An 18,587-nucleotide genomic window follows, 5' to 3' on the forward strand; every position below is an offset into this window, starting at 1 on the left:
GATGGCGACGCCTCGTGCGCGACTATGAGCAGCGCATCGACGTCTCTCATGCCATGATCCTCGTCGCCATGGGCGGAAACCTGCTACGCAGAACAGCTCATCCCTGATTTTCCAAACGGACTCTTAGTGTTGCGTCAGGTGCTTCCGGCGGGCCACGCCGTCAAGGTCTATGGCATTTCGTCCGCAACGCTCAATCAAGGGCAATGGGTGTTCGCATTCGATCTGCAGGGATCGCCCTTCGCCGCTGTTGGGGAGCCTCGCGGCGCCTTCTCTGGCCTTGCCGTGGTGCAAGGCTCGGACGAGCATACGGCTCTTGCGGCCCGTATCGAGCAAGAGCGGCAAGCCGCATTGGAGGCGGAGCGGAAGAGGGCTGCAGAGGAAAGGAAGGCGTGGGAGGAAGCCGAAGCTGCGCAAAGGAAACGCGCCGCCGAACATTTTTCATCGGTGGAACGCGTTCTTACGAGCGGGGTTGTCCTTCAAGGTGTCTATATCGACGAGGGCACGTTAAGTCGCCAACGGCACCAGATCGAAGTGTCTTTTAGCGACTACGATGCAGCAAGCGGCACCTTCAAAGCGCGTATGACATGGCAGTCCGGTGCCATCTTGGCGCTGGATGGCAAGGCCGATGACAAGACGCTGTCAATGGTGGAAACTGCGTGGATTGCAAATCCAAGAGGGTCTGGCGTTGCCTTCCAAAGGTATGACGGAACCATATTGGGTCATGGGATAGATGGAATAACCTGCAGGAACGCGAATTTTGACGGACAATGCTCCGCCGCGGCAAGCCGATTTTCTCTAGGATTGCCGGAATAGCCATGAGGCGATGGTGGTTTGACCTTGCCCTTGCCTGCCAATCCAGCTCGAGGTTCGTTCTGGCCGTATCGAAAGGACCAGAACTGTAGTGCAGCCGTTTCGACGAGGAGCAGGAGGCGGGCGTATATGGCCGCTTCCCGGTAGATAAAAAGCGGGCCACGTTGGTGTGAGACGTGACCCGCAGTTGGTTCCGGGACAGAAGGCTGGGTCAGGGCTCCGGAACTCCGGGAGCTTTAAACAGCCGGATCCGGATCAAAGACCCGGAGAGATCTTCCAGTCACGCAGCTTGTAGACCGTGCCCGGGCGTGGACGGGGCTTGTCCTCGGTTTCGCGCATGCGCCGCTTGAAAGAGTGGATAGGGGTTGCCCGGTCATCGATGCGCACCTCCACCACCGACGGCCCGTCATGGGCGAAGGCCTCGTCGAGGGCCGCACCAATGTCCTCAGGCTTCTCCACATAGATGCCCTTGAGCCCAAGGCCCGCCGCCGCAGCGGCATACCCTGGAACGCTGCTCTGGCTTTCCAGCTCGCAGGACAGGACATTCTTGAAGAAGATCTCCTGCCACAGCTGAATCCAGCCGAGCTTGCCGTTGTTGATCACCACATTGACCACGCGCTGATTGTACTGGGCCTGGGTGGCCAGTTCGCCGATGGTGTAGGAGAACGCGCCATCGCCCGCGACCGTGACCACCCGCGCCCCCTCTGGGGCAATGGCCGCCGCGCCAATCGCGCCGGGAACCGAATAACCAAGACCGCCCTGCCCGCGGGCAAATAGGAACTTGCGTCCCGGTTCGCGCGCCGGAATATAGCCGGAGATCCAGCCTGCCGAAAATGACGCATCGGAGACGACAATATCCTTTTCCCCCAGGCGCTTGTCGATTTCCGCCATGATGCGCGGCGGCAGAACCGGGATCTGGTCGGAGCGCATTTCCTCCGCCTTCGCCGCGTCGCACTCGGCCTTCGCCTCGGCAATCCGGGCCATCCAGTCCGGGCGGCTGTCCGCCATGCTCTCGCCAAGAGCTGCATCCAGCGCGGTAATGATTTCGCGCACATCGCCCAACAGCGGCACGGTGGGGCGGAAAGTGCGCCCGTGTTCGAGCGGATCAAAGTCGATGGTGATCGTCGCCTGGTCCGGCTTGGGCAGGGTCCAGTTCATGCCCGTGTTCTGGCTGACCTTGGAGCCGCACCAGATCACCAGATCAGCCTCCTGAATGAGATCGATGGCGGCTTTCGAGCCGAGCGGATTGAGCACCCCCGCCGCGTAGCTCCGGGTTTCAGGCACGGAGCCCTTTCCCGACAGGCTGGTGACCACCAACGCCCCGAGACGGTCGGCGAAGGCGGTGACTTCCTTTGCTGCATCCGAGCCATGCACGCCGCCGCCACAGACCAGCGCGGGGCGCTTGGCCTTGCGGATCAAGGCGGTTGCGGCGGCAATATCGCCATCGGGCGCGGTCGAGCGCAGGTAGGGAATGCGTACGCTGCGATCATCGACGGTCGCCAGAAGCGTGTCCATGTCCCAGTCCGCATCGAAAATATCATGGGGAATGATCAGGGCGACCGGACCAGGCCGCGGGGCAGTGGCAATGCGCATGGAGGTGCGGATCAACTCCGGCAGCGCAGCAACCGACGGCACCAGGAAGGCTTCCTTCGAGCAGGTCTTGAAGAAGGCCAACTGGTCGAAACCCTGGCTGGCGATGCCCTTTTCCTTCAGCGGCAGCCAGTCGAGCGGCAATTCCCCAATAATGCCGACCAAGGGAATCGAGGCATTCAGCGCCTCCAGAAAGCCTGCGGGCAGCAGATTGGCGCCGGGACCGACGGTCACATCGCAAATGCCCGGCTTGCCGGTCAGGCGGGCATAGGCATCTGCCGCATAGGCGGCGTTGCGCTCATCGCGCATGAGGATATGGCGGATACGGTCGGAGCGCCGGGAAATCCCGTCATGCAAAGCTGTGGTTTGCCCGCCGGGCATGCCGAAAACATACTCGACTCCGGATCGCGCCAGCATTTCCGCAACCAGATCTCCGATATGTGGTGCCATTGTCATTCCTTTCCTGTCATTTGACAAAGCTTGACCATTCCGCCGCCAGTCGAGGCGGAGGGTCCTTTGGGTTCACGCTAAAGGCCCGTCTATTTGGGCTGTTCTTGGTGGCGGCCTGGTCCTTGAGCAATCAGGCTCAAGGACCCAGGGTGTCAGGCCGCATTGTCCGGGTCCGCTCCGCCATACGGTGCATCAGGGGCCTCAGGGCTTCGTGGGTCTCCCGGTAGAGGGCCAGCAGATCGCGGTAGGAGGCATGCCGCGACGGATCGGGCCGGATTTCCCGGTTGATCCTGACCATCTGGCGCGCTGCGCTCTGCAGGCTGTCATAAGCGCCAGCTCCGACAGAGGCGCCGATTGCCGCGCCCAAGGCGGTTGCATCGCCCACCTCGGGGATTCTCAGCGTCAGGTTGGTCGCATCCGCATGCATCTGCAGCCAGTAAGGCGTGCGCAAACAGCCCCCGGCCACGGTCATGCTGCCAATGGAAATGCCGTTGGCGGTCAGGCGCTCGATAATATTGGCCGTGCCAAGCACCACGGATTCCATCAGCGCCCGTGTGATGTCTGCGGCGCCATGCTTCATGGTCAGGCCCCAGACCGCGCCCTGCAGGTCGTAGTCGATGTAGGGATTGCGGTTGCCCTGCCAGAAATCCAGCGCGATCAGGCCATTGGCACCGAGCGGCACCTCCTCCGCCTCACGCATCATGCGCTCGAAATCGCTTTTCTCACGGCCAAAGGCCACTTCCTGCCACCAGCGCAAAATGCCGCCGGAGGACACCTGCCCGCCTTCCATGACGAAGAGATCCGGCACCACACAATCGGGATGCGGCCCGAAGATGCCCTCCACCTCGGTGTCGGCGTCTGTCATCGGCAGCACCAGATGGGACGTGCCGGTGATCAGCGCGGTCTCACCGTCGCGCAGGGTGTTGAGCCCGGCCATGGCAACATAGGCGTCGGTTCCCCCGCAGACCGTCAGGGTCGAGGTAGTCAGGCCCAGAGCCTCCGCCGCTTCCGCGCTCAAGGGGCTGATGGGCGCGCCGAAGGGCAGCATCCAAGGAGGAAAGCGGCTCTCGATTCCCTCCAGCCCCACAGCCTCGAACAGGCTCAGCGGCCAGCCTCCCTGGCGCGGATCGTAGAACCAGCGGTTGATCGTGTGATTGAGGCCAAGGGTCAGTTGGCCGGACAGACGCAGCGCCATGTAGTCGGCCATCTCGACGAACCAGCGGGTCCGGGCATAGCGCTCTGGTTCCTGCTGCTTGATCCAGAGAATCTTCGGCAGGGCGGTTTCCGCGCTGACACCGCCCCGTGACCGGCGCAGGGCCGGATGGCCGCTGGCTTGGATCTGGTGCGCCTGCGGGGACGCCCGGTTGTCCATCCACAAGATCGCCTCGCCAATAGGGGACAAATTTTCGTCCAGTGCGACAAGCGTGCTGGAGGTGCCATCCGCGCAGATGGCGCGCACGCTGGCGGGGCTGACGCCCGCTTCCGCAACAGCCTCCCGGACGGCGAGGCAGGCTGCCTGCCACCAGTCTTCCGGGGTCTGTTCGGCCCGGCCCGGCTGGGGAAACCGGGTGGGATAGTCCTTGCTGGCGACGGCAAGGAGCTTTCCGTCCGCGCCGCAGATCAGAGCACGGGCGCCGCCGGTGCCACAGTCCAGTCCGATGAACACATCAGACGATCCGCTCATTTTTCGCTCTCCCCGCCGCGGCTGCCATGATGGCGGCCGGCCCATGTGGCAACACCGAGGCCAAGCGCCAGCAGAACGCCTTGAATGATCTGGCGCTGATAGTCCGGCAGGCCGAGCAGAGCCGCGCCACTAAACAGAACCCCGAGAAACAGGGTCGCGGTCAGGGTGCCGAGAATGTTCGGTTTGCCGACATGCACCATCATTCCACCCAGCAGCACCACGGTCAGGCCGTTGATCAGAAAGGGGCCGCCGATGGTGGGCTGGCCGGAAGACAGGCTGGCCGCAAGCATCACCCCGGCCATGGCCGCGCAAAGGCCGGACAGGGTAAAAAGCAAGATCATCAGCCGGGTCACCGGCACGCCGACCGAGCGGACAGCCGCCTCGTTCTGGGCCATGGCATAGATGTAGCGTCCAAGCGTCAGCCGCTCCTGAATGTACCAGGCCGCCAGAGCCAGCACCGCCACCGGCAGCACGATTACCGGCACGACGGACAGAACAGGGGTATTGAGCATCCAGCCCAATGGCCCGGCATCGGCGATGCGGATCACGGTGCCCTTGCCCAAAGCGGCGGCGGCCGAAGCGCAGATGCCCGCCGTGGCGATGGTCACGATCAGGGCGGGCAGCCGCAATGCGGCAACGAGCCAGCCATTGATCAGCCCCGCCAGCACGCCGGTTCCAAGGGCAACGGCTATCGCTACGCTCCAGCCGTAGCCATGAGCGAGCAGCGCTGCCGTCATCATGTTGGCGAGAGCTGCGACCTGCATGAAGCTGACGTCAATCTGTCCTGCCGCGATCACCCAGGTCAGTCCCAGCACCATTACGGCCATGATCGAAAAGGAGCGCAGCATGGAAATCATGTTGGTGCTTTCCACCAGTTGCGGTCGCACCGAGGAAATGGCCAGCGTCAGCAGCACGAGCACGGCGACAAGCCAGAGGTTTGTTATTGTTCGGGCAAGCTTGCGCGCACGCGGGCGTCGAAAGGCGGGGTCCGGATAGGCCATGGTCATTCCTGCCACTCCCTTTTGTTGTTGGTCCTGCCGCTGCCCCGGAAGAACACCGCAAAGGAGCTGGCCCAGTTGCGGGCGAAACCGGAGAACGCCACCACACCCATGAGCAGGATGAGGCTGACCACGCCGTCGCTGTAGTAGTAGGGCACGCCCAGAAGCGAGAAGCCGTCGAGCAGCATGGTGATGAGCAAGATGCCCGCGAACGTCGCCAGCACGGAGGTGCCGGCCATCATGGCCGCGCCCAGGAAGACGCCCGCATAGGCCGGCATCATCAGGTTGGCGCCCTTGTTGGTCTCCGCATTGCCGCTTTCCGCCAGGATCAGCAGCACGGCCAGCACAGTGCAGATGGCGCAAAGCACATAGGCCAGAACCACGTAGTTCTTCACCTGGATGCCGGAGTAATGGGCTGCCACGGGGTTTTCGCCGGCCGCATAAAAAGCATGGCCCGTTCGGGTGCGGTGCATGACGAACCAGGCCGCCGCATAGACCGCGACCAGGAACCACAGCGACACGCCCAGCCCCAGGAAGCGAGCATCGTTCAAGTCGGTGATGCCGCTGGTGAAGAAGTTCTGAAAGATCGACCGGCCGCCCGTGTAGAGAAAGGCAAGGCCAGCGCAGACAGAGCCGGTGGCGATGGTCGTCACGATATCGGGCATGCCGAAACGGCTGATGGCAACGCCGGAGACCATGCCGATCAGACCGCCGGTCACAATGCCTATGGCGACAGCGGCCCAGAGCGGATAGCCCGCCGCAATGACCGCCCCCATGGTCATGGCGGTGAAAGCTGCGACCCCGGCAATCGACAGGTCGAACTTGCGGACCACCACCACGAAGGTCAGGCCGAGGGCCGCAAGGCCGTTGGCCGCCATGTGGCGGGCGATGCCGGAGAGGCTGGCGTGAGACAGGTAACGCGGCTCGGCGATGGTGAACCCGGCAGCCACCAGCACCACCAGCAGCAGGAAGACGAGCGCCCGGCCCCAGATGGAGGGAAGGGGAGACAGAAGTTTCATGCGTGGAGTTCCCCCATGATGCCGGCCATCAGCAATTGGTCGCGGGTGAAGCCTTCCGGCCCCGGGTCGACCTGACGGCCCTTGTGCATGGCGATGGTCCGGTCGGCGACGCCGTTGACCTCGTCGCAGTCGCTGGAGAACACGATCACCGCCGCCCGTAAGGACAGCTCCCGGATCAGCGCGTAGATCTTGGCCCTTGCGCCAATGTCGACACCGACCGTCGGCTCCACAAAAATGTAAAGATCCGCTTCCCTGTAGAGGCCCTTGGCCAAAACGAGCTTCTGCTGGTTGCCCCCGGAAAAGTCGCTGGCCGCCGTGGTCAGGCTCGGCGGATGCAGGGCCATGGCGCGGGTGATCTCGCTGGCGTCCTGGCGCACCTGCCTGCGGCGCAGCATCCAGCCGCCGCCGCTGGCGCGCTTGAGATTGGCCAGCGGCACGTTGAACAGGGGCGAGCGGGTGAGCGTCAGCCCTTCCGTGCGCCGGTCGCCGGGCACGAGGAAAATGCCCGCATCAAGCGCTTCACGGGGAGATTTCGGCGCCAGGGTTCTGCCCTTCAGCACCATCTCGCCTTCTTCCGCAGGCTGAACGCCGTAAACCGCTTTCGCCAGTTCTTCCGCGCCCGAGCCGACCAGCCCGAAGATGCCGACCACCTCGCCCTTGCGGGCTTCAAGGTGAATGTTGCGAAAAGCGCCCGCACTGCCAAACCCCTTCAGACTGAGGACGGTCTCGCCAATCTCCAGCCCCTCCGGGCGGGCCGGGAACACATCGCCGATTTCCTCGCCCAGCATCAGCGTCGCCAGAGACTGGTCCTGCCGCCTGGCCTCCTCTACGCTCATCCGCGCAACGCAGGTGCCGTTGCGGAAGACGGAGAAGCTGTCTGCGATGGCGAACACCTCTTCCAACTGATGGGTGATGTAGATCATCGAAATGCCCTGGGCGCGCAGTTGGCGCATGAGCTTGAACAGGTCCTCCCGCTCCACCTCTGTCAGGGTCGAGGTCGGCTCGTCGAGGATCAGAACCTTGATGTCATCACTGGCGATCGCCTGAAGCACGGCCACGGCCTCGCGCTCGACGGCGGGCATCTGGGCCACGGGCTTGGACAGATCCAGCGGCACGGAGAACCGGGCCAGCAGCGCCTTGGCGCGCTTTTCCAGCGCCTGACGGTCGACCCGGGCAAACAGGCTGCGGCCGGCGCTTTCCCGGCCCAGAAAGATATTGTCGAGACCGCTCATGTCCGGCACCAGCTCGGGATGCTGCTGCACCGTCGCAATGCCCGCGCCGATGGCGTCGTTCGGCCCGCGGAAGTGCACATTCTTGCCAGCGATGCGGATGCTGCCGCTATCTTTCTGGATGATCCCCGAGAGGATCTTGATGAATGTGGATTTGCCTGCGCCGTTGATGCCCAGAAGCGCGTGGATCTCGCCTGCCTCGACGCGGAAATCCACGCCGGTGAGGGCCATGACCGGACCGAACCTCTTGGACACGCCGGACGCCTGAAGGATAGGCGTTCCCATGAGCCTTGCTCCCTTTCGTTCGAGAATCCGCGGAGCCAGCAATGGCCCCGCGGACTTTTCCGTCACAGAGCGCGGGTCCAGCCCAGCTCGGCCGCACGGCCCGGCACGTCGAAATCGTCCGGAATACCGTTGGTCAGCATTTCCTGCGTCACGGCGTAGGTCGGGGTGATCACCAGGCGGGGCGTGTTGCGCCCGGCGAGCTTCTCATGGGCGTAGAACACGCAGGCATAGGCCATTTCGTAGAAGCTCTGCGCCATGGAGAGCTTCAGCGGCGTGCCGCCCGCGATATAGTTGAAGGCCTGCGATCCGCCGTCGATACCGGTGATGATCAGATCGTTGCGGCCTGCGGCGCGAGCCGCCAGCGTGCCTTCCACGGCCGCCCCGTCCCAGGCGCACCAGATGGCATCCACGTCCGGATTGGAGGTGAGGATGTTGTCCACGGCCTGCCGGGGCGAAATGTTGCCTGCCAGCGCAAAAGCCCATTCGGCCACCACCTTGATGTCCGGATAGCGGCGCAGGGTCCATTCCATGCCCAGGGTGCGCTGATCCCAGCTCTCGTTCTGCGGCAGCATCACACGGGCAATCCGGCCCTTGCCGTTCAGGGCCTTGCAGATGTACTCGCAGGAATATTGTCCCATGCCGAAGTTGTTCGACATGGCCGTGGTCACCACTTCCGCGCCCGGCACCGCGCTGTCCGCGCAGAAGACCGGGATACCGGCGGCAATCGCCCGCTTGACAGCCGGGGCAATGGCGGCCGCATCCGCCGGAGTGATGAACAGGGCGTCGGGCTTGGTTGCCACCAGCGAGTCGATCTGGTCGGACTGGACGCGGGCATCAAACCCGGCGTCGGTCGCATTCAACGTACCGCCCAGGTCGGCAACGGCGGCCCGGAACCCGTCCTGCAGGTGGCGGCCGGAGTCATAGGTGGTCCAGCCCAAAGCGGCGGCAAAGTTCGGATTCGCCCCTTCCGCTCTGAGACCCTTCGGCCACAAGGCAGCCGCACCGGCAAGCGCCGCGGTGCCCATCATGAAGGTCCTGCGGTCGAAACCGGATACTGTCTTTTCCTCGGTCATTCCTGATCCTCCTCCACTTTTGCCCGCCCGCGCATTTCGCCGCGCCGGGCCTTCCTCCCGCTGCATCCGTCTCCTCCCGGAGGCAGCCTTCCTCAGCAAAGCCCGGTAAACGCCTCCCAGCGTTCAAAGGCTTGCGCATAGCTGGCCGCAAAGGCCGCTTCCGGCTCAACGACACCCCGGATGGCGGGACGCTTGAGAATCGCTTCCGGCGGCATGTTGCTGGCGGCGATCATGCCCAGCCGGGCCGCGCCAAAGGCCGCGCCAAGTTCGCTGGCTTCCGGCAAGTCCAGTTCGACACCAAGGCTCGTAGCCAGCATCGACATCCAGACACGGGACCGGGACCCGCCGCCGATGGCGAGCAGCCGCTTCAGGTCCGTGCCGCTGGCACGGAAGGCGTTGGCGCATTCCAGCACCGCAAAGGCCACTCCCTGCATCACCGCCTGGGCCATCGCCGCATCGTCATGCTGATGGGCCAGGCCGAGAAAACCGCCCCGGATTGCCGCGTCGTCCCGCGGCGACCAGCAGCCATCCAGAAAGGGGACAAAGAGCAGATCCGTTGCCGGGCGCGGCTTGTCGCCGACAAGGGCTGCAAGTTCCGCCGGGCTCTTCTTCAGCCGGGCGGACAGCCAGGTCAGGCAGGATGTTGCCGACAGGACCACCGACATCTGATGCCAGCGGTCAGGGACCGCATGGCACAGGGACTCGATGGCCGCTCCGCCGGCATTGCGCGGCGTGTTGTTGGCGACGAACAGAACCCCGGAGGTGCCGAGCGAAACTGTGCCCTCACCATCCTCGATGACACCGGTGCCGCAGGCGCCGCAGGCGTTGTCGCCGCCTCCTCCCGCGATCACAGGCCGCCGGTGCATGCCCCAGCGGCTGGCAAGTTCGGGCAGAAGCACCCCGGAAACCGCTGTTCCTTCGCAAAGACGCGGCATGTGCGACCGGTCAAGGCCACAGGCCGCCAGCATCGCGTCCGACCAATCCCGGCGGGCAAGGTCGACCCACATGGTCCCGCTGGCATCGGCCATGTCCGACACCATCTCCCCTGTCAGCCGCAGGCGGATATAGTCCTTTGGGAGCAGCACCTTATGGATACGGGCGAACAGCTCGGGCTCGTGACGGCGCAGCCAGAGAAGCTTGGAGGCGGTAACGCCGGGGGTTGGCTTGCGCCCGACCCGGTCCAGAAGGTCGGGGACGGCGGCTTCCAGCTCCCGGCATTCTGCGCCGGTGCGGGTGTCGTTCCAAAGGATCGCCTGCCGCAGCGGCTTGCCGTCCTCGCCCAGGACCGTTGCGCCATACATTTGGCCGGACAATCCGATGCCTTCCACGGCGGCGAGCTTGTCAGGATGGCTGGCGGCCAGAGCATCCAGCGTCTCGGTGACGGCGTCCCACCACAGGGACGGATCCTGCTCGGACCAGCCCGGATGGGCGCGAGTGACGGAGAGCGGGCGCGATGCCGCTTCGGCCACCAGTTTCTGCTCCCCGTCGATCAAGATCGACTTCACCCCGGACGTGCCAAGGTCGATGCCTAAAAACATGATGTCTCCTCCCAGTTCCCGCCGCCCCCACGGCAGGTGAACTCTCATGTCCCTTGCTGCTTCTCTTGTCTGCCAGTCCTCCTGTCTTCCCCCTTGTCTTCCTGATTGCTCAGGCCCTGCGCGCGGCTGCTCCCGCACCCGTCTCCTCCAGGAAGTGATCCAGCGCTTCGATCTCGTCAGGGCGCATGCGCAGACCCAGCTTGCTGCGCCGGAAGACGATATCCTCGGCGCTGACAGCCCATTCAGCCTCCTGCAGGTAGCGGACCTCCGCCTCGTGCAGGCCCGCACCGAATGCCTGTCCCATCTCCTCACGGGACCGGGCATCTCCGATGGCGGCTCCCGCACGGGTCCCGTACTGGCGCACCAGCCGCACGGCCTCAGCCCTGCTCAGGAACGGGTGATCCTTCTGGAACTTGTCCACCACCGCATCGAACTCTCCGGGCGCAAAGCCGCCCCCTGGCAGCGGAAACCGGCCAGTCCAGCCCGCGGCGAGACCGCCCCTGGCAGGTTGGCCGATACGGGAGACGATATGCTCCATCGCAGCCTCTGCCAGCCGTCTGTAGGTTGTGATTTTCCCGCCGAAAACAGAGAGAACGGGCGCCTCCTCGCGGCCGTCCACGTCCAGCACGTAATCCCGGGTTGCTTTTTGGGCTTCCGAGCTGCCGTCGTCATAAAGCGGACGCACGCCGCTGTAGGTCCAGACCACGTCCGCGGGCGTGACCGGCGTCTTGAAGTAGCTGCTTGCCAGACCGCACAGATAGGCGATCTCCTCCTCCGAGGCCGCCACCTTGGCCGGATCGCCCGGATAGTCCCGGTCCGTGGTGCCGATCAGCGTGAAGTCATCTTCATAGGGAATGGTGAAGACGATCCGCCCATCCGCATTTTGAAAGATGAAACAGCGGTCATGGCTGTAGAGCTTGGGCACCACGATATGCGAGCCCTGCACCTGGCGGATCCGACCTTTCGGCGGTGTCCCCGCAATCTCCCGCGCAACGGCATTCGCCCAGGGGCCGCCCGCGTTGATCAGCATGCGGGCGGTGAGGGTCTCTTCCCGTCCGGTCAGCAGGTCACGGGTCGTCACCCGCCAGCCACCGCCCGGCAGCGGTTTGGCGCTGGTGCAGCGGGTGCGTGAGCGGATCACCGCGCCGCGCTCATGGGCATCGCGGGCGTTCAACACCACCAGCCGGTTGTCCTCCACCCAGCAGTCCGAATATTCAAAGCCAAGGGTCAGATCGTCCCGCAAACCCTCTCCCAGCGGGGACCGCCTGAACTCTACCTTCGAAGTGCCCGGCAGCAGCTTCCGCCCGCCAAGGTGATCGTAGATGAAGAGGCCGAGGCGTAGCAGCCAGGCGGGGCGCATGCCCTTGGCATGCGGCAGCACGAAGCGCAGGGGCCGGACGAAATGCGGCGCGATGCCCCACAGAACCTCCCGCTCGACCAGGGCTTCCCGCACCAAGCGGAATTCGTAATGCTCCAGATAGCGCAGGCCGCCATGAAGCAGCTTGGTCGAGGCGGAAGACGTCGCTCCGCCCAGATCCCCCTGCTCGCACAGGAAGACGGAATACCCCCTGCCCACCGCGTCGCGGGCGATGCCGCAGCCATTGATGCCGCCGCCGATGATGGCCAGATCGTAGCGCGTCTCAGGCATGGTTCAGCTCCGCTGTCCGCAGGGAGCCACGCGCTTCAAGAATGCGCTCGGCGATCTGCACGAAGCCACCGCCGCCTTCGGCGTCCGCCACATAGGCAGGCGGGTTGAAGCTGGCCGGATCAAAGTCCCGGACATTCGCGACGCCACAGGAATTGACGAAGAAACCGAACATCGGCCCGTCGTTCGGGCTATCGCCCGCAAAGACGATCCGGTCCCCGTCCCGGTCGATATCGAGGCCAAGAATGTCCTTGGCAAAGATCCGGGTCATGGACAGCTTGTCGTAGTTGCCGAACCAGCCGTTCACATGGATGGACGACAGTTTGGCCACCGCCCCGGCCTCGGCGAAGATATCAAGAATGCGCTGGACCTGATCTTCCGGCAGCGGGGGAACGTCCTCGCAAAAGTCGATGGCCAGATCCGCCTCGCGGTAAAGCTGGTCGGAGGCAATGCCCGCACCGGGAACCTCTCTCAGGATCTTCTCACGAAGGGCTTCGAGCTTGGCCCTGTTGGCCCGCCGTTCTTCACCTGACGCAAAGAACTTCTGGCGCATGACACGGGCATCCCGGTCATACGAGAAATAGAAGGCGCCATTTTCACCCACCACACCGGCCACAGGCCAGAAGCGGGCAATCATGTCGCACCATCCTGCGGGGCGGCCCGTGATCGGCACCACCGCAAGCCCCGCCTGAGCCAGCTTTTCCAGCGCCTGGTAGGCGGCGGCGGGCAGTTGGCCATCGGTGGTCAGCGTGTCGTCGATGTCGGTCAGCACGGCCACGCAGCGCGCCAGTGCCCGGTCATCCATGTCGCGCAGGGGTTTCATCAGACGGTTTCCTCAATGAAATCTTCCAGAATGCCCATGTCCGCAGCCATATCGAGCAGGGAGTAGCGGTCGCGCATTTCGCGGCAATAGCGCAGGGCATCCGCATAAAGCTGCCGGTCGAGACCGATTTCCTGGGGCGTTGCCCCGCCGCCGGCCGCTCTCAGATGCGCGGCCATTTCGTCCGCATCCAGCATCATTGCGCGCAGGGTCTGGCGCAGCTCCGGCCAGAGCTCCGCAAGGCGCGTGTTGAAGGCTGCCGCTGCTGCCTCGTCCATCGCCTTGGCCCGGCTGGCCTCAAGGCAGTCTTCGACGGCCGCGTCGGGATAGCGGGCGCGGATGGCGGCCTCATCCGGCTGCCAGGGCTTCACTCGGGGCGCTTCGTCCCTGGACAGGATCCGGTCTTGCAAACGGGCCATGGTGATGGAGGCGACCCCCACCTGCTGTCCATGCACGGTGCCTGGATGACGGCTGCCTGCGAAACTGTCGATCCAATGGGAAATCTGGTGCTCGCCCATGGAGCCCGGATGGCTCATGCCCACCACTGCAATGCCGAGGCCGCCGAGGGTCAGCAAGCGCTGCAGATAGCCGATGGCCTCGTGGTCCCGTGCACCAAGTCCGGCGGTGCGCTCCAGCACCGCCCGCTCATCGTCCTGCTGCAACACATAGGGTGCAGTGGCATAGCGTGTGCTGAGCATGACATGAGAGAAATACCAGTCTACCTGGGCTGTCGGCCGGCACAGGCTGTCGCCCAGCCCTGCCCCGATCAGATATTGCGGCGCTCCGGCGGACACAGCGATGTCGATGAAAACCCCCTTGGCCGCATGGGCGTTGCGAGTGGTCTTCAGGCCGGAATCGAGCGTGATCGAGGCCGTGGATGAGGTGTATCCGTTCATGGAGGGCGCGGTGCCGAACACGCTGTAGGACCGGCCGTCGAGATAGGTCGCGTATTTGCAAAGGTCGTTGATCGTGCCGGACCCGACAGCCACCAGCGCCGCGTGCTTCTTCGTCCGCTCCTGAAGGGCGCGGACACAAGCCATGTCTGCATGGGGATGGTCGAGAAGCACAAGCTCGGCCCGGTTGCCGATACGGCTGGCAATGCGCGAGCCCATGGCATCGGCCGTATGGCTGTCACAGACCACCGCATAGCTTTCCGCCGGCATCACGCTGTTCAGCATGTCCGGCGCGGCCTCGGCGAACCCGTCACCAATGTCGATGTGGCGGAAGGGAACGGAAACGGGAGCGCCCGTGTCCGGGTCACGCCACCGGCCTTGCGTCACGTCGCCGATAAGGGCGTTCCAGCCCCCGCTCAGCGCATGGCCTGTCATGCGCGGCACGTTCATTCACCCCTCCCAAGCTTGAACCCTGCCTCTGGGATGAAAGTTGCCAGTTCTTGTTGGCATATGTCAATGACGTATTTCAGAATTATGTGGCATATGCCAAAAAATGCGGGAGGCCGCTCTAAACAATGGAAACCGGCGCGAAAATCTGCCAAGGACGGCTCAGGACGGAAGGAGCCTGCATGTCGAAGAAGTACAATCAGGGGAAGAGCACGGCGGAGGTCCGCGGCGGCGCACCACGACGGGCAGTGCCCTCGCAATTCGCCATGGACGAGGTGCTGTGGGCGGCTTGGCTCTACTATGAGCAGGGCTACAAGCAGGACCAGATTGCCGAGGAGCTGCGCATATCCCGCGCTTCGGTGTTCAATCTGCTGCAACGGGCCAAGGATGAGGGCGTTGTGACAATCGCCATCGACCCGACCCGCATGGCGCGGATCGAGATGGCGCAGAAGCTGTGCGAAAAGACGGGGCTCAACGAGTGCTATCTGCTGCCGCATGCGGGCGGGGCCGCGCCGCTGACAGAGCTGATCGGCCAGCTTGGCGCCCGGGTTCTGGAAACCCGCCTGCAGCCGGACGACACTATCGGCGTTGCCTGGGGCCGCACTGTGCTGAGCCTGTCCCGCACCCTGACCCCAGGCCGCTTCCCGGGTATCACAGTCGCCCAGACCACCGGCAGTTCTGCGGCGACCTTCGACTTCTCACCGGTTCTGTGCACGTCCAACATCGCAGCAAAGCTGAATGCTCGCGCCGTCAACCTGCATGCGCCGGGCGTGGTGTCGTCACCGCACGTGAAAGATATCCTCATGGCGGAACCGGCCATACGCGAGCATTTCGAAATGCTGCGACACTGCAGCAAGATCCTTTTTGGCGTGACCCAGTTGACCGGCCCCACCCTGTTGGTGCAGGGCGGTTTCATGACCCAGGAGGAAATCCAGTGCTATCTCGACCTTGGCGCGGTCGGCTTCGCCTCCGGCTATTTCTTCAATCGCGATGGAGAGATCGTGATCAGCGAGTTCGATGAACGGCACATCACCATGGACGAGGAGGAAATGTGCAACGTGCCCGAGCGCATCTGTGTGGGAGGCGGCCCGGAAAAAATCGAGGCCATCCACGCCATGCTCCAGTCCCGCCTTGCCAGCATCCTCGTTACCGATGAAGCCACCGCCTTGGGCATCCTCAGTCTTTAAAGGGGACCAGAACCTTTTCACACCTCGATGTCGAGGGCGGCGGTGAAGAGGCGGTCCAACTGCCGTGACAATGGCCGATTATCAGTGGTCGATTATCATTGGCCGGCCGAAGCGAACTGCCCCCGGGGCACCGATCACAACGCCACAGCGGTCGGCGTCGGGCGTGTCGATGTGCTCAATGTCGAACGGGCTGAGGCGGTGCATCCGGCAGAGCCTCCTCAGTTCATGCTTTGTTCTAAATCTGCACCAGAAACGCCAAAAGCCCCGTCCGTGAGGATCGGGGCTTTCGTCTCAAGCGTTGATTTTGCTTGGGTATCTTGGTTGCGGGGGCAGGATTTGAACCTGCGACCTTCAGGTTATGAGCCAAGCGTAAACCCATTATTGGCACAAATCGCCAACAATTCTCAACAACCATGCCGCTGAAATAACGTGATTTTCTGATTGAACCCTTCAGGCTCGTGTTGAGGCTTTTTGCTTCTCAGTGTGCCAAAAGTGTGCCAAAAATAGCTTGGCACATCCGCGCCGCCCCCTCTCCTCCTCGCATTCCCGAGGCACACCATGGCGACCATCCAGAAGCGTGAAGGCAAGAAAGGCCCATCCTATCGGGTCATGGTTCGGATGAAGGGTTTCCCCGACCAGGTGCGCACCTTCAAGCGACTGACGGACGCCAAGCAGTGGGCGTCGGACACCGAGAGCGGCATCCGCAAGGGCGAGTTCAAGAACGTCGTCCGCACGGCCGCGAGCAAGACCCTCCAGGACGTGATCGACCGCTTCCGCAAGGAGGTGTTCGTCCACCGGGCAGAGAGCACCAAGCGGGCGGAAGGCTCCTTCCTCGCCTACTGGGAGAAGACCCTCGGGCAATACTCCCTCGCCTACATCACGGCCGACATGGTCAGCGACAAGCTCGCCGAGCTGGCCGCCGCCGGCGACGGTCGGCGCAAGCCGCCCGAGGAAGGCGAAGAGGCCAAAGCCCCGAAAGCGGCGCCCAAGCCGAAGAGCCGCAAGACGATGAAGCACTACCGCGACATGCTGGCGGTGCTGTTCAAGTACGCGGTCCAGTGGGGCTGGACGGGGTCGAGCCCACTGGATGGCGTGAACCGGATTACCAAGATCAGGAACGAGCGTATGCGCTATCTGAGCGATGCCGAGCGCAAGCGTCTGCTCGATGCCTGCAAGGCCAGCGACAACGAGCACCTCTACCCCGTGGTGGTGTTCGCGCTGTCCACCGGCGCACGGAAGAGCGAAATCCTCGGCCTGACGCTGGCCGATCTCGACCTCGACCGTGACACGGCCGTGCTTCGCGATACCAAGAACGGCGATACGCGGGCGGTGCCCGTCGTTCATCACCTGCGCGACGTGCTCGAAGGGCAGGTCGAGAAGGTGAACGGCATCTATAAGGAACTGGGCTCACCGCCGGGGCCGCGCTGGCTGTTCCCGCGCCGCGACGGCGAGGCGCCGATCGACATCCGCACGGCCTGGGAGAACGCCCGCGAGGCGGCGGAGATCGCCGACTTCCGCTTCCATGACCTCCGGCACTCAACGGCCAGCTACCTGGCCATGAACGGGGCCAGCCTCGTCGAGATTGCCGAAATCCTCGGCCACCGGACACTCCAGATGGTCCGGCGGTATGCCCACCTGTCCGAGAGCCACGTCAAGGGCGTGGTCCGGGAATTGAACGAGAAGATGTTCTGAGGCATAGATGAGGCTTCCTGCTGTTTATAGGCCCCGAACCATGAGGAAAACATGGTGGATTACAGGGACCTCGCTACCGTGAAGCAGGTTGCGGCGGATTCGCCGGTCATCACGGAGCACACGTTGCGCTGGTGGATATTCCATGCGGAGACGAATGGACTGAAGCCCGCGCTGCTGAAGATCGGTGGCCGCGTCTACATCGACCGCGCCGAATTCAACAAGTGGCTGGAGGGCCAGCGTATGGCTCCAAAGCCGTTGAAGCCCGCGGCCTGACCGGCCCCTATCGACGACTGAAGCCCCGCCGAAAGGCGGGGCTTCTTTTGCGTGCGCCCATCTGCTCATGCTGCAGCGGCGTATGTGGCCGACGGGCATTTTCACATTGCTGGAGTGGTTTTATGGTGTAATTATGATGCACGATTCGGAGTGATAAAATGGCCAGACCGAAAAGTGACAAACGCGTGGTCCGCCTCTCAGTTTCGCTGTGCGAGGAGGATCATGCCGAAGTGGCGCGGCTAGCGGCCGAACTGGACCTATCGACCGCATGGGTCATCCGGCGAGCCGTGTCGGAGTTCGTGGCTCGCCATGGTAATAGGAAGGTGGACGACTTGCCGCTAAAGCGACCGGGGCATCGAGCCGCATAGAGCAACGGGAGGGGGGCGCTGGTGGGAAGCGACTTCGCAAAGGCGACGGCTATGACTGCATCTCATGCAGATGCGCCCGCGTTGAAGTCCATCACGGATGTCCGTCCGCTTTACTTTCTGCCGACCGAACCTCTTGCCGATGAGGTTCTGATCCCTGGCTTCCGTGCGTCCACCAAGGTCGATTGCATGGTCGGTTTCTTTTCCAGCGAGGTATTAGCCTCACTGGCACCAGGCTTGGCCACGTTTATAGCTCAGTCAAAAGATAGCTTCCGACTCATTATTAGCCCGCTTTTGCGAGCCGCTGATATGGCCGCGATCGAGGCTGGGACGCGGACGCCTGAGAGCGTCGCGTCAGAAATTCTGGAAGACTTGGTTCTCACGGAAGACCTGATCCAACGACATACGCTCAAATGCTTTTCATATTTGTTGCGTATCGGGCGTCTGGAAATTCAAGTCGCCCTAGGGCCAAGACTCATAACCAGTAGCTGACTGTTGCGGCGATGCAGACGGCGGCGAGGAAGTTCCGGGCGAGCCGATCGTAGCGGGTTGCGATGCGGCGGAAGTCCTTGATGCGACAGAACATGCG

At 63.5% G+C, this 18,587-nt stretch carries 16 protein-coding genes and 2 pseudogenes; 7 read left to right on the plus strand and 11 right to left on the minus strand.

What is annotated here, in order from left to right; all coding sequences use genetic code 11:
• Together TSB10GB4_RS00450 and TSB10GB4_RS00455 are read left to right on the plus strand one after the other, a co-directional pair.
• Positions 1-107: pseudogene (locus tag TSB10GB4_RS00450) on the plus strand (IS5/IS1182 family transposase); the annotation flags it as partial.
• Positions 108-129: 22 nt separating this feature from the next.
• A complete protein-coding gene (locus TSB10GB4_RS00455) occupies positions 130-813 on the plus strand; it encodes a hypothetical protein (protein WP_186394121.1) in 684 nt (227 codons plus the stop codon).
• A gap of 252 nt (positions 814-1,065) precedes the next feature.
• On the opposite strand, the gene TSB10GB4_RS00460 is transcribed toward TSB10GB4_RS00455, so the two are convergent.
• From TSB10GB4_RS00460 to TSB10GB4_RS00505, 10 genes are all read right to left on the minus strand, one after another.
• Complete coding sequence (locus TSB10GB4_RS00460; protein WP_208984310.1) at positions 1,066-2,850, minus strand: thiamine pyrophosphate-binding protein; 1,785 nt, start codon at positions 2,848-2,850, stop codon at positions 1,066-1,068.
• Positions 2,851-2,986: 136 nt separating this feature from the next.
• Entirely contained in the window at positions 2,987-4,534 is a 1,548-nt protein-coding gene (locus TSB10GB4_RS00465) for a ribulokinase (protein ID WP_186394123.1), read from the minus strand.
• A complete protein-coding gene (locus TSB10GB4_RS00470; protein WP_186394124.1) occupies positions 4,531-5,541 on the minus strand; it encodes an ABC transporter permease in 1,011 nt (336 codons plus the stop codon). Before TSB10GB4_RS00470 ends, TSB10GB4_RS00465 begins: the two co-directional genes overlap by 4 nt.
• Positions 5,538-6,551, minus strand: coding sequence for an ABC transporter permease (locus TSB10GB4_RS00475; protein WP_186394125.1), 1,014 nt, complete (start codon positions 6,549-6,551; stop codon positions 5,538-5,540). The genes TSB10GB4_RS00470 and TSB10GB4_RS00475 overlap by 4 nt, the downstream gene beginning before the upstream one ends.
• Positions 6,548-8,035: a sugar ABC transporter ATP-binding protein gene (locus TSB10GB4_RS00480; RefSeq protein WP_244296393.1), complete on the minus strand. Its 1,488-nt coding sequence runs from the start codon at positions 8,033-8,035 to the stop codon at positions 6,548-6,550. The genes TSB10GB4_RS00475 and TSB10GB4_RS00480 overlap by 4 nt, the downstream gene beginning before the upstream one ends.
• A 92-nt stretch (positions 8,036-8,127) precedes the next feature.
• Positions 8,128-9,138 (minus strand): sugar ABC transporter substrate-binding protein, encoded by a 1,011-nt coding sequence (locus TSB10GB4_RS00485; protein ID WP_186394127.1) that lies wholly within the window; start codon positions 9,136-9,138, stop codon positions 8,128-8,130.
• A 92-nt stretch (positions 9,139-9,230) separates the two neighbouring features.
• Entirely contained in the window at positions 9,231-10,814 is a 1,584-nt protein-coding gene (xylB, locus tag TSB10GB4_RS00490) for a xylulokinase (protein ID WP_371328836.1), read from the minus strand.
• Entirely contained in the window at positions 10,786-12,324 is a 1,539-nt protein-coding gene (glpD, locus tag TSB10GB4_RS00495; protein WP_186394128.1) for a glycerol-3-phosphate dehydrogenase, read from the minus strand. The genes xylB and glpD overlap by 29 nt, the downstream gene beginning before the upstream one ends.
• Positions 12,317-13,144, minus strand: a complete 828-nt coding sequence (locus tag TSB10GB4_RS00500; RefSeq protein WP_186394129.1) for an HAD-IIB family hydrolase — start codon at positions 13,142-13,144, stop codon at positions 12,317-12,319. The genes glpD and TSB10GB4_RS00500 overlap by 8 nt, the downstream gene beginning before the upstream one ends.
• On the minus strand, positions 13,144-14,484 hold the full coding sequence (locus TSB10GB4_RS00505; RefSeq protein WP_186394130.1) for a sn-glycerol-1-phosphate dehydrogenase: 1,341 nt from the start codon (positions 14,482-14,484) through the stop codon (positions 13,144-13,146). The genes TSB10GB4_RS00500 and TSB10GB4_RS00505 overlap by 1 nt, the downstream gene beginning before the upstream one ends.
• 179 nt (positions 14,485-14,663) lie before the next feature.
• Here TSB10GB4_RS00505 and TSB10GB4_RS00510 point away from each other — a divergent pair, with 179 nt between their 5' ends.
• The 5 genes from TSB10GB4_RS00510 to TSB10GB4_RS00530 all read left to right on the plus strand — a co-directional run bounded on the left by TSB10GB4_RS00510 (position 14,664) and on the right by TSB10GB4_RS00530 (position 18,490).
• Complete coding sequence (locus TSB10GB4_RS00510; RefSeq protein WP_186386125.1) at positions 14,664-15,668, plus strand: sugar-binding transcriptional regulator; 1,005 nt, start codon at positions 14,664-14,666, stop codon at positions 15,666-15,668.
• Positions 15,669-16,226: 558 nt separating this feature from the next.
• Entirely contained in the window at positions 16,227-17,360 is a 1,134-nt protein-coding gene (locus tag TSB10GB4_RS00515; protein ID WP_186394131.1) for a site-specific integrase, read from the plus strand.
• Positions 17,361-17,411: 51 nt separating this feature from the next.
• Positions 17,412-17,633, plus strand: a complete 222-nt coding sequence (locus TSB10GB4_RS00520) for a helix-turn-helix domain-containing protein (RefSeq protein WP_071923272.1) — start codon at positions 17,412-17,414, stop codon at positions 17,631-17,633.
• 158 nt (positions 17,634-17,791) lie between these two features.
• Positions 17,792-18,001, plus strand: coding sequence for a ribbon-helix-helix protein, CopG family (locus TSB10GB4_RS00525; protein ID WP_186394132.1), 210 nt, complete (start codon positions 17,792-17,794; stop codon positions 17,999-18,001).
• Between the two features lie 51 nt (positions 18,002-18,052).
• On the plus strand, positions 18,053-18,490 hold the full coding sequence (locus TSB10GB4_RS00530) for a hypothetical protein (RefSeq protein WP_186394133.1): 438 nt from the start codon (positions 18,053-18,055) through the stop codon (positions 18,488-18,490).
• Here the strand turns inward: TSB10GB4_RS00530 and TSB10GB4_RS00535 are convergent.
• Positions 18,474-18,587, minus strand: a pseudogene (locus TSB10GB4_RS00535) (IS5/IS1182 family transposase); the annotation flags it as partial. The gene TSB10GB4_RS00530 and the pseudogene TSB10GB4_RS00535 sit on opposite strands and share 17 nt — an antisense overlap.

It is taken from the genome of Stappia sp. TSB10GB4 (assembly GCF_900185745.1).
In the GTDB taxonomy this organism is placed as follows: Bacteria; Pseudomonadota; Alphaproteobacteria; order Rhizobiales; family Stappiaceae; genus Stappia.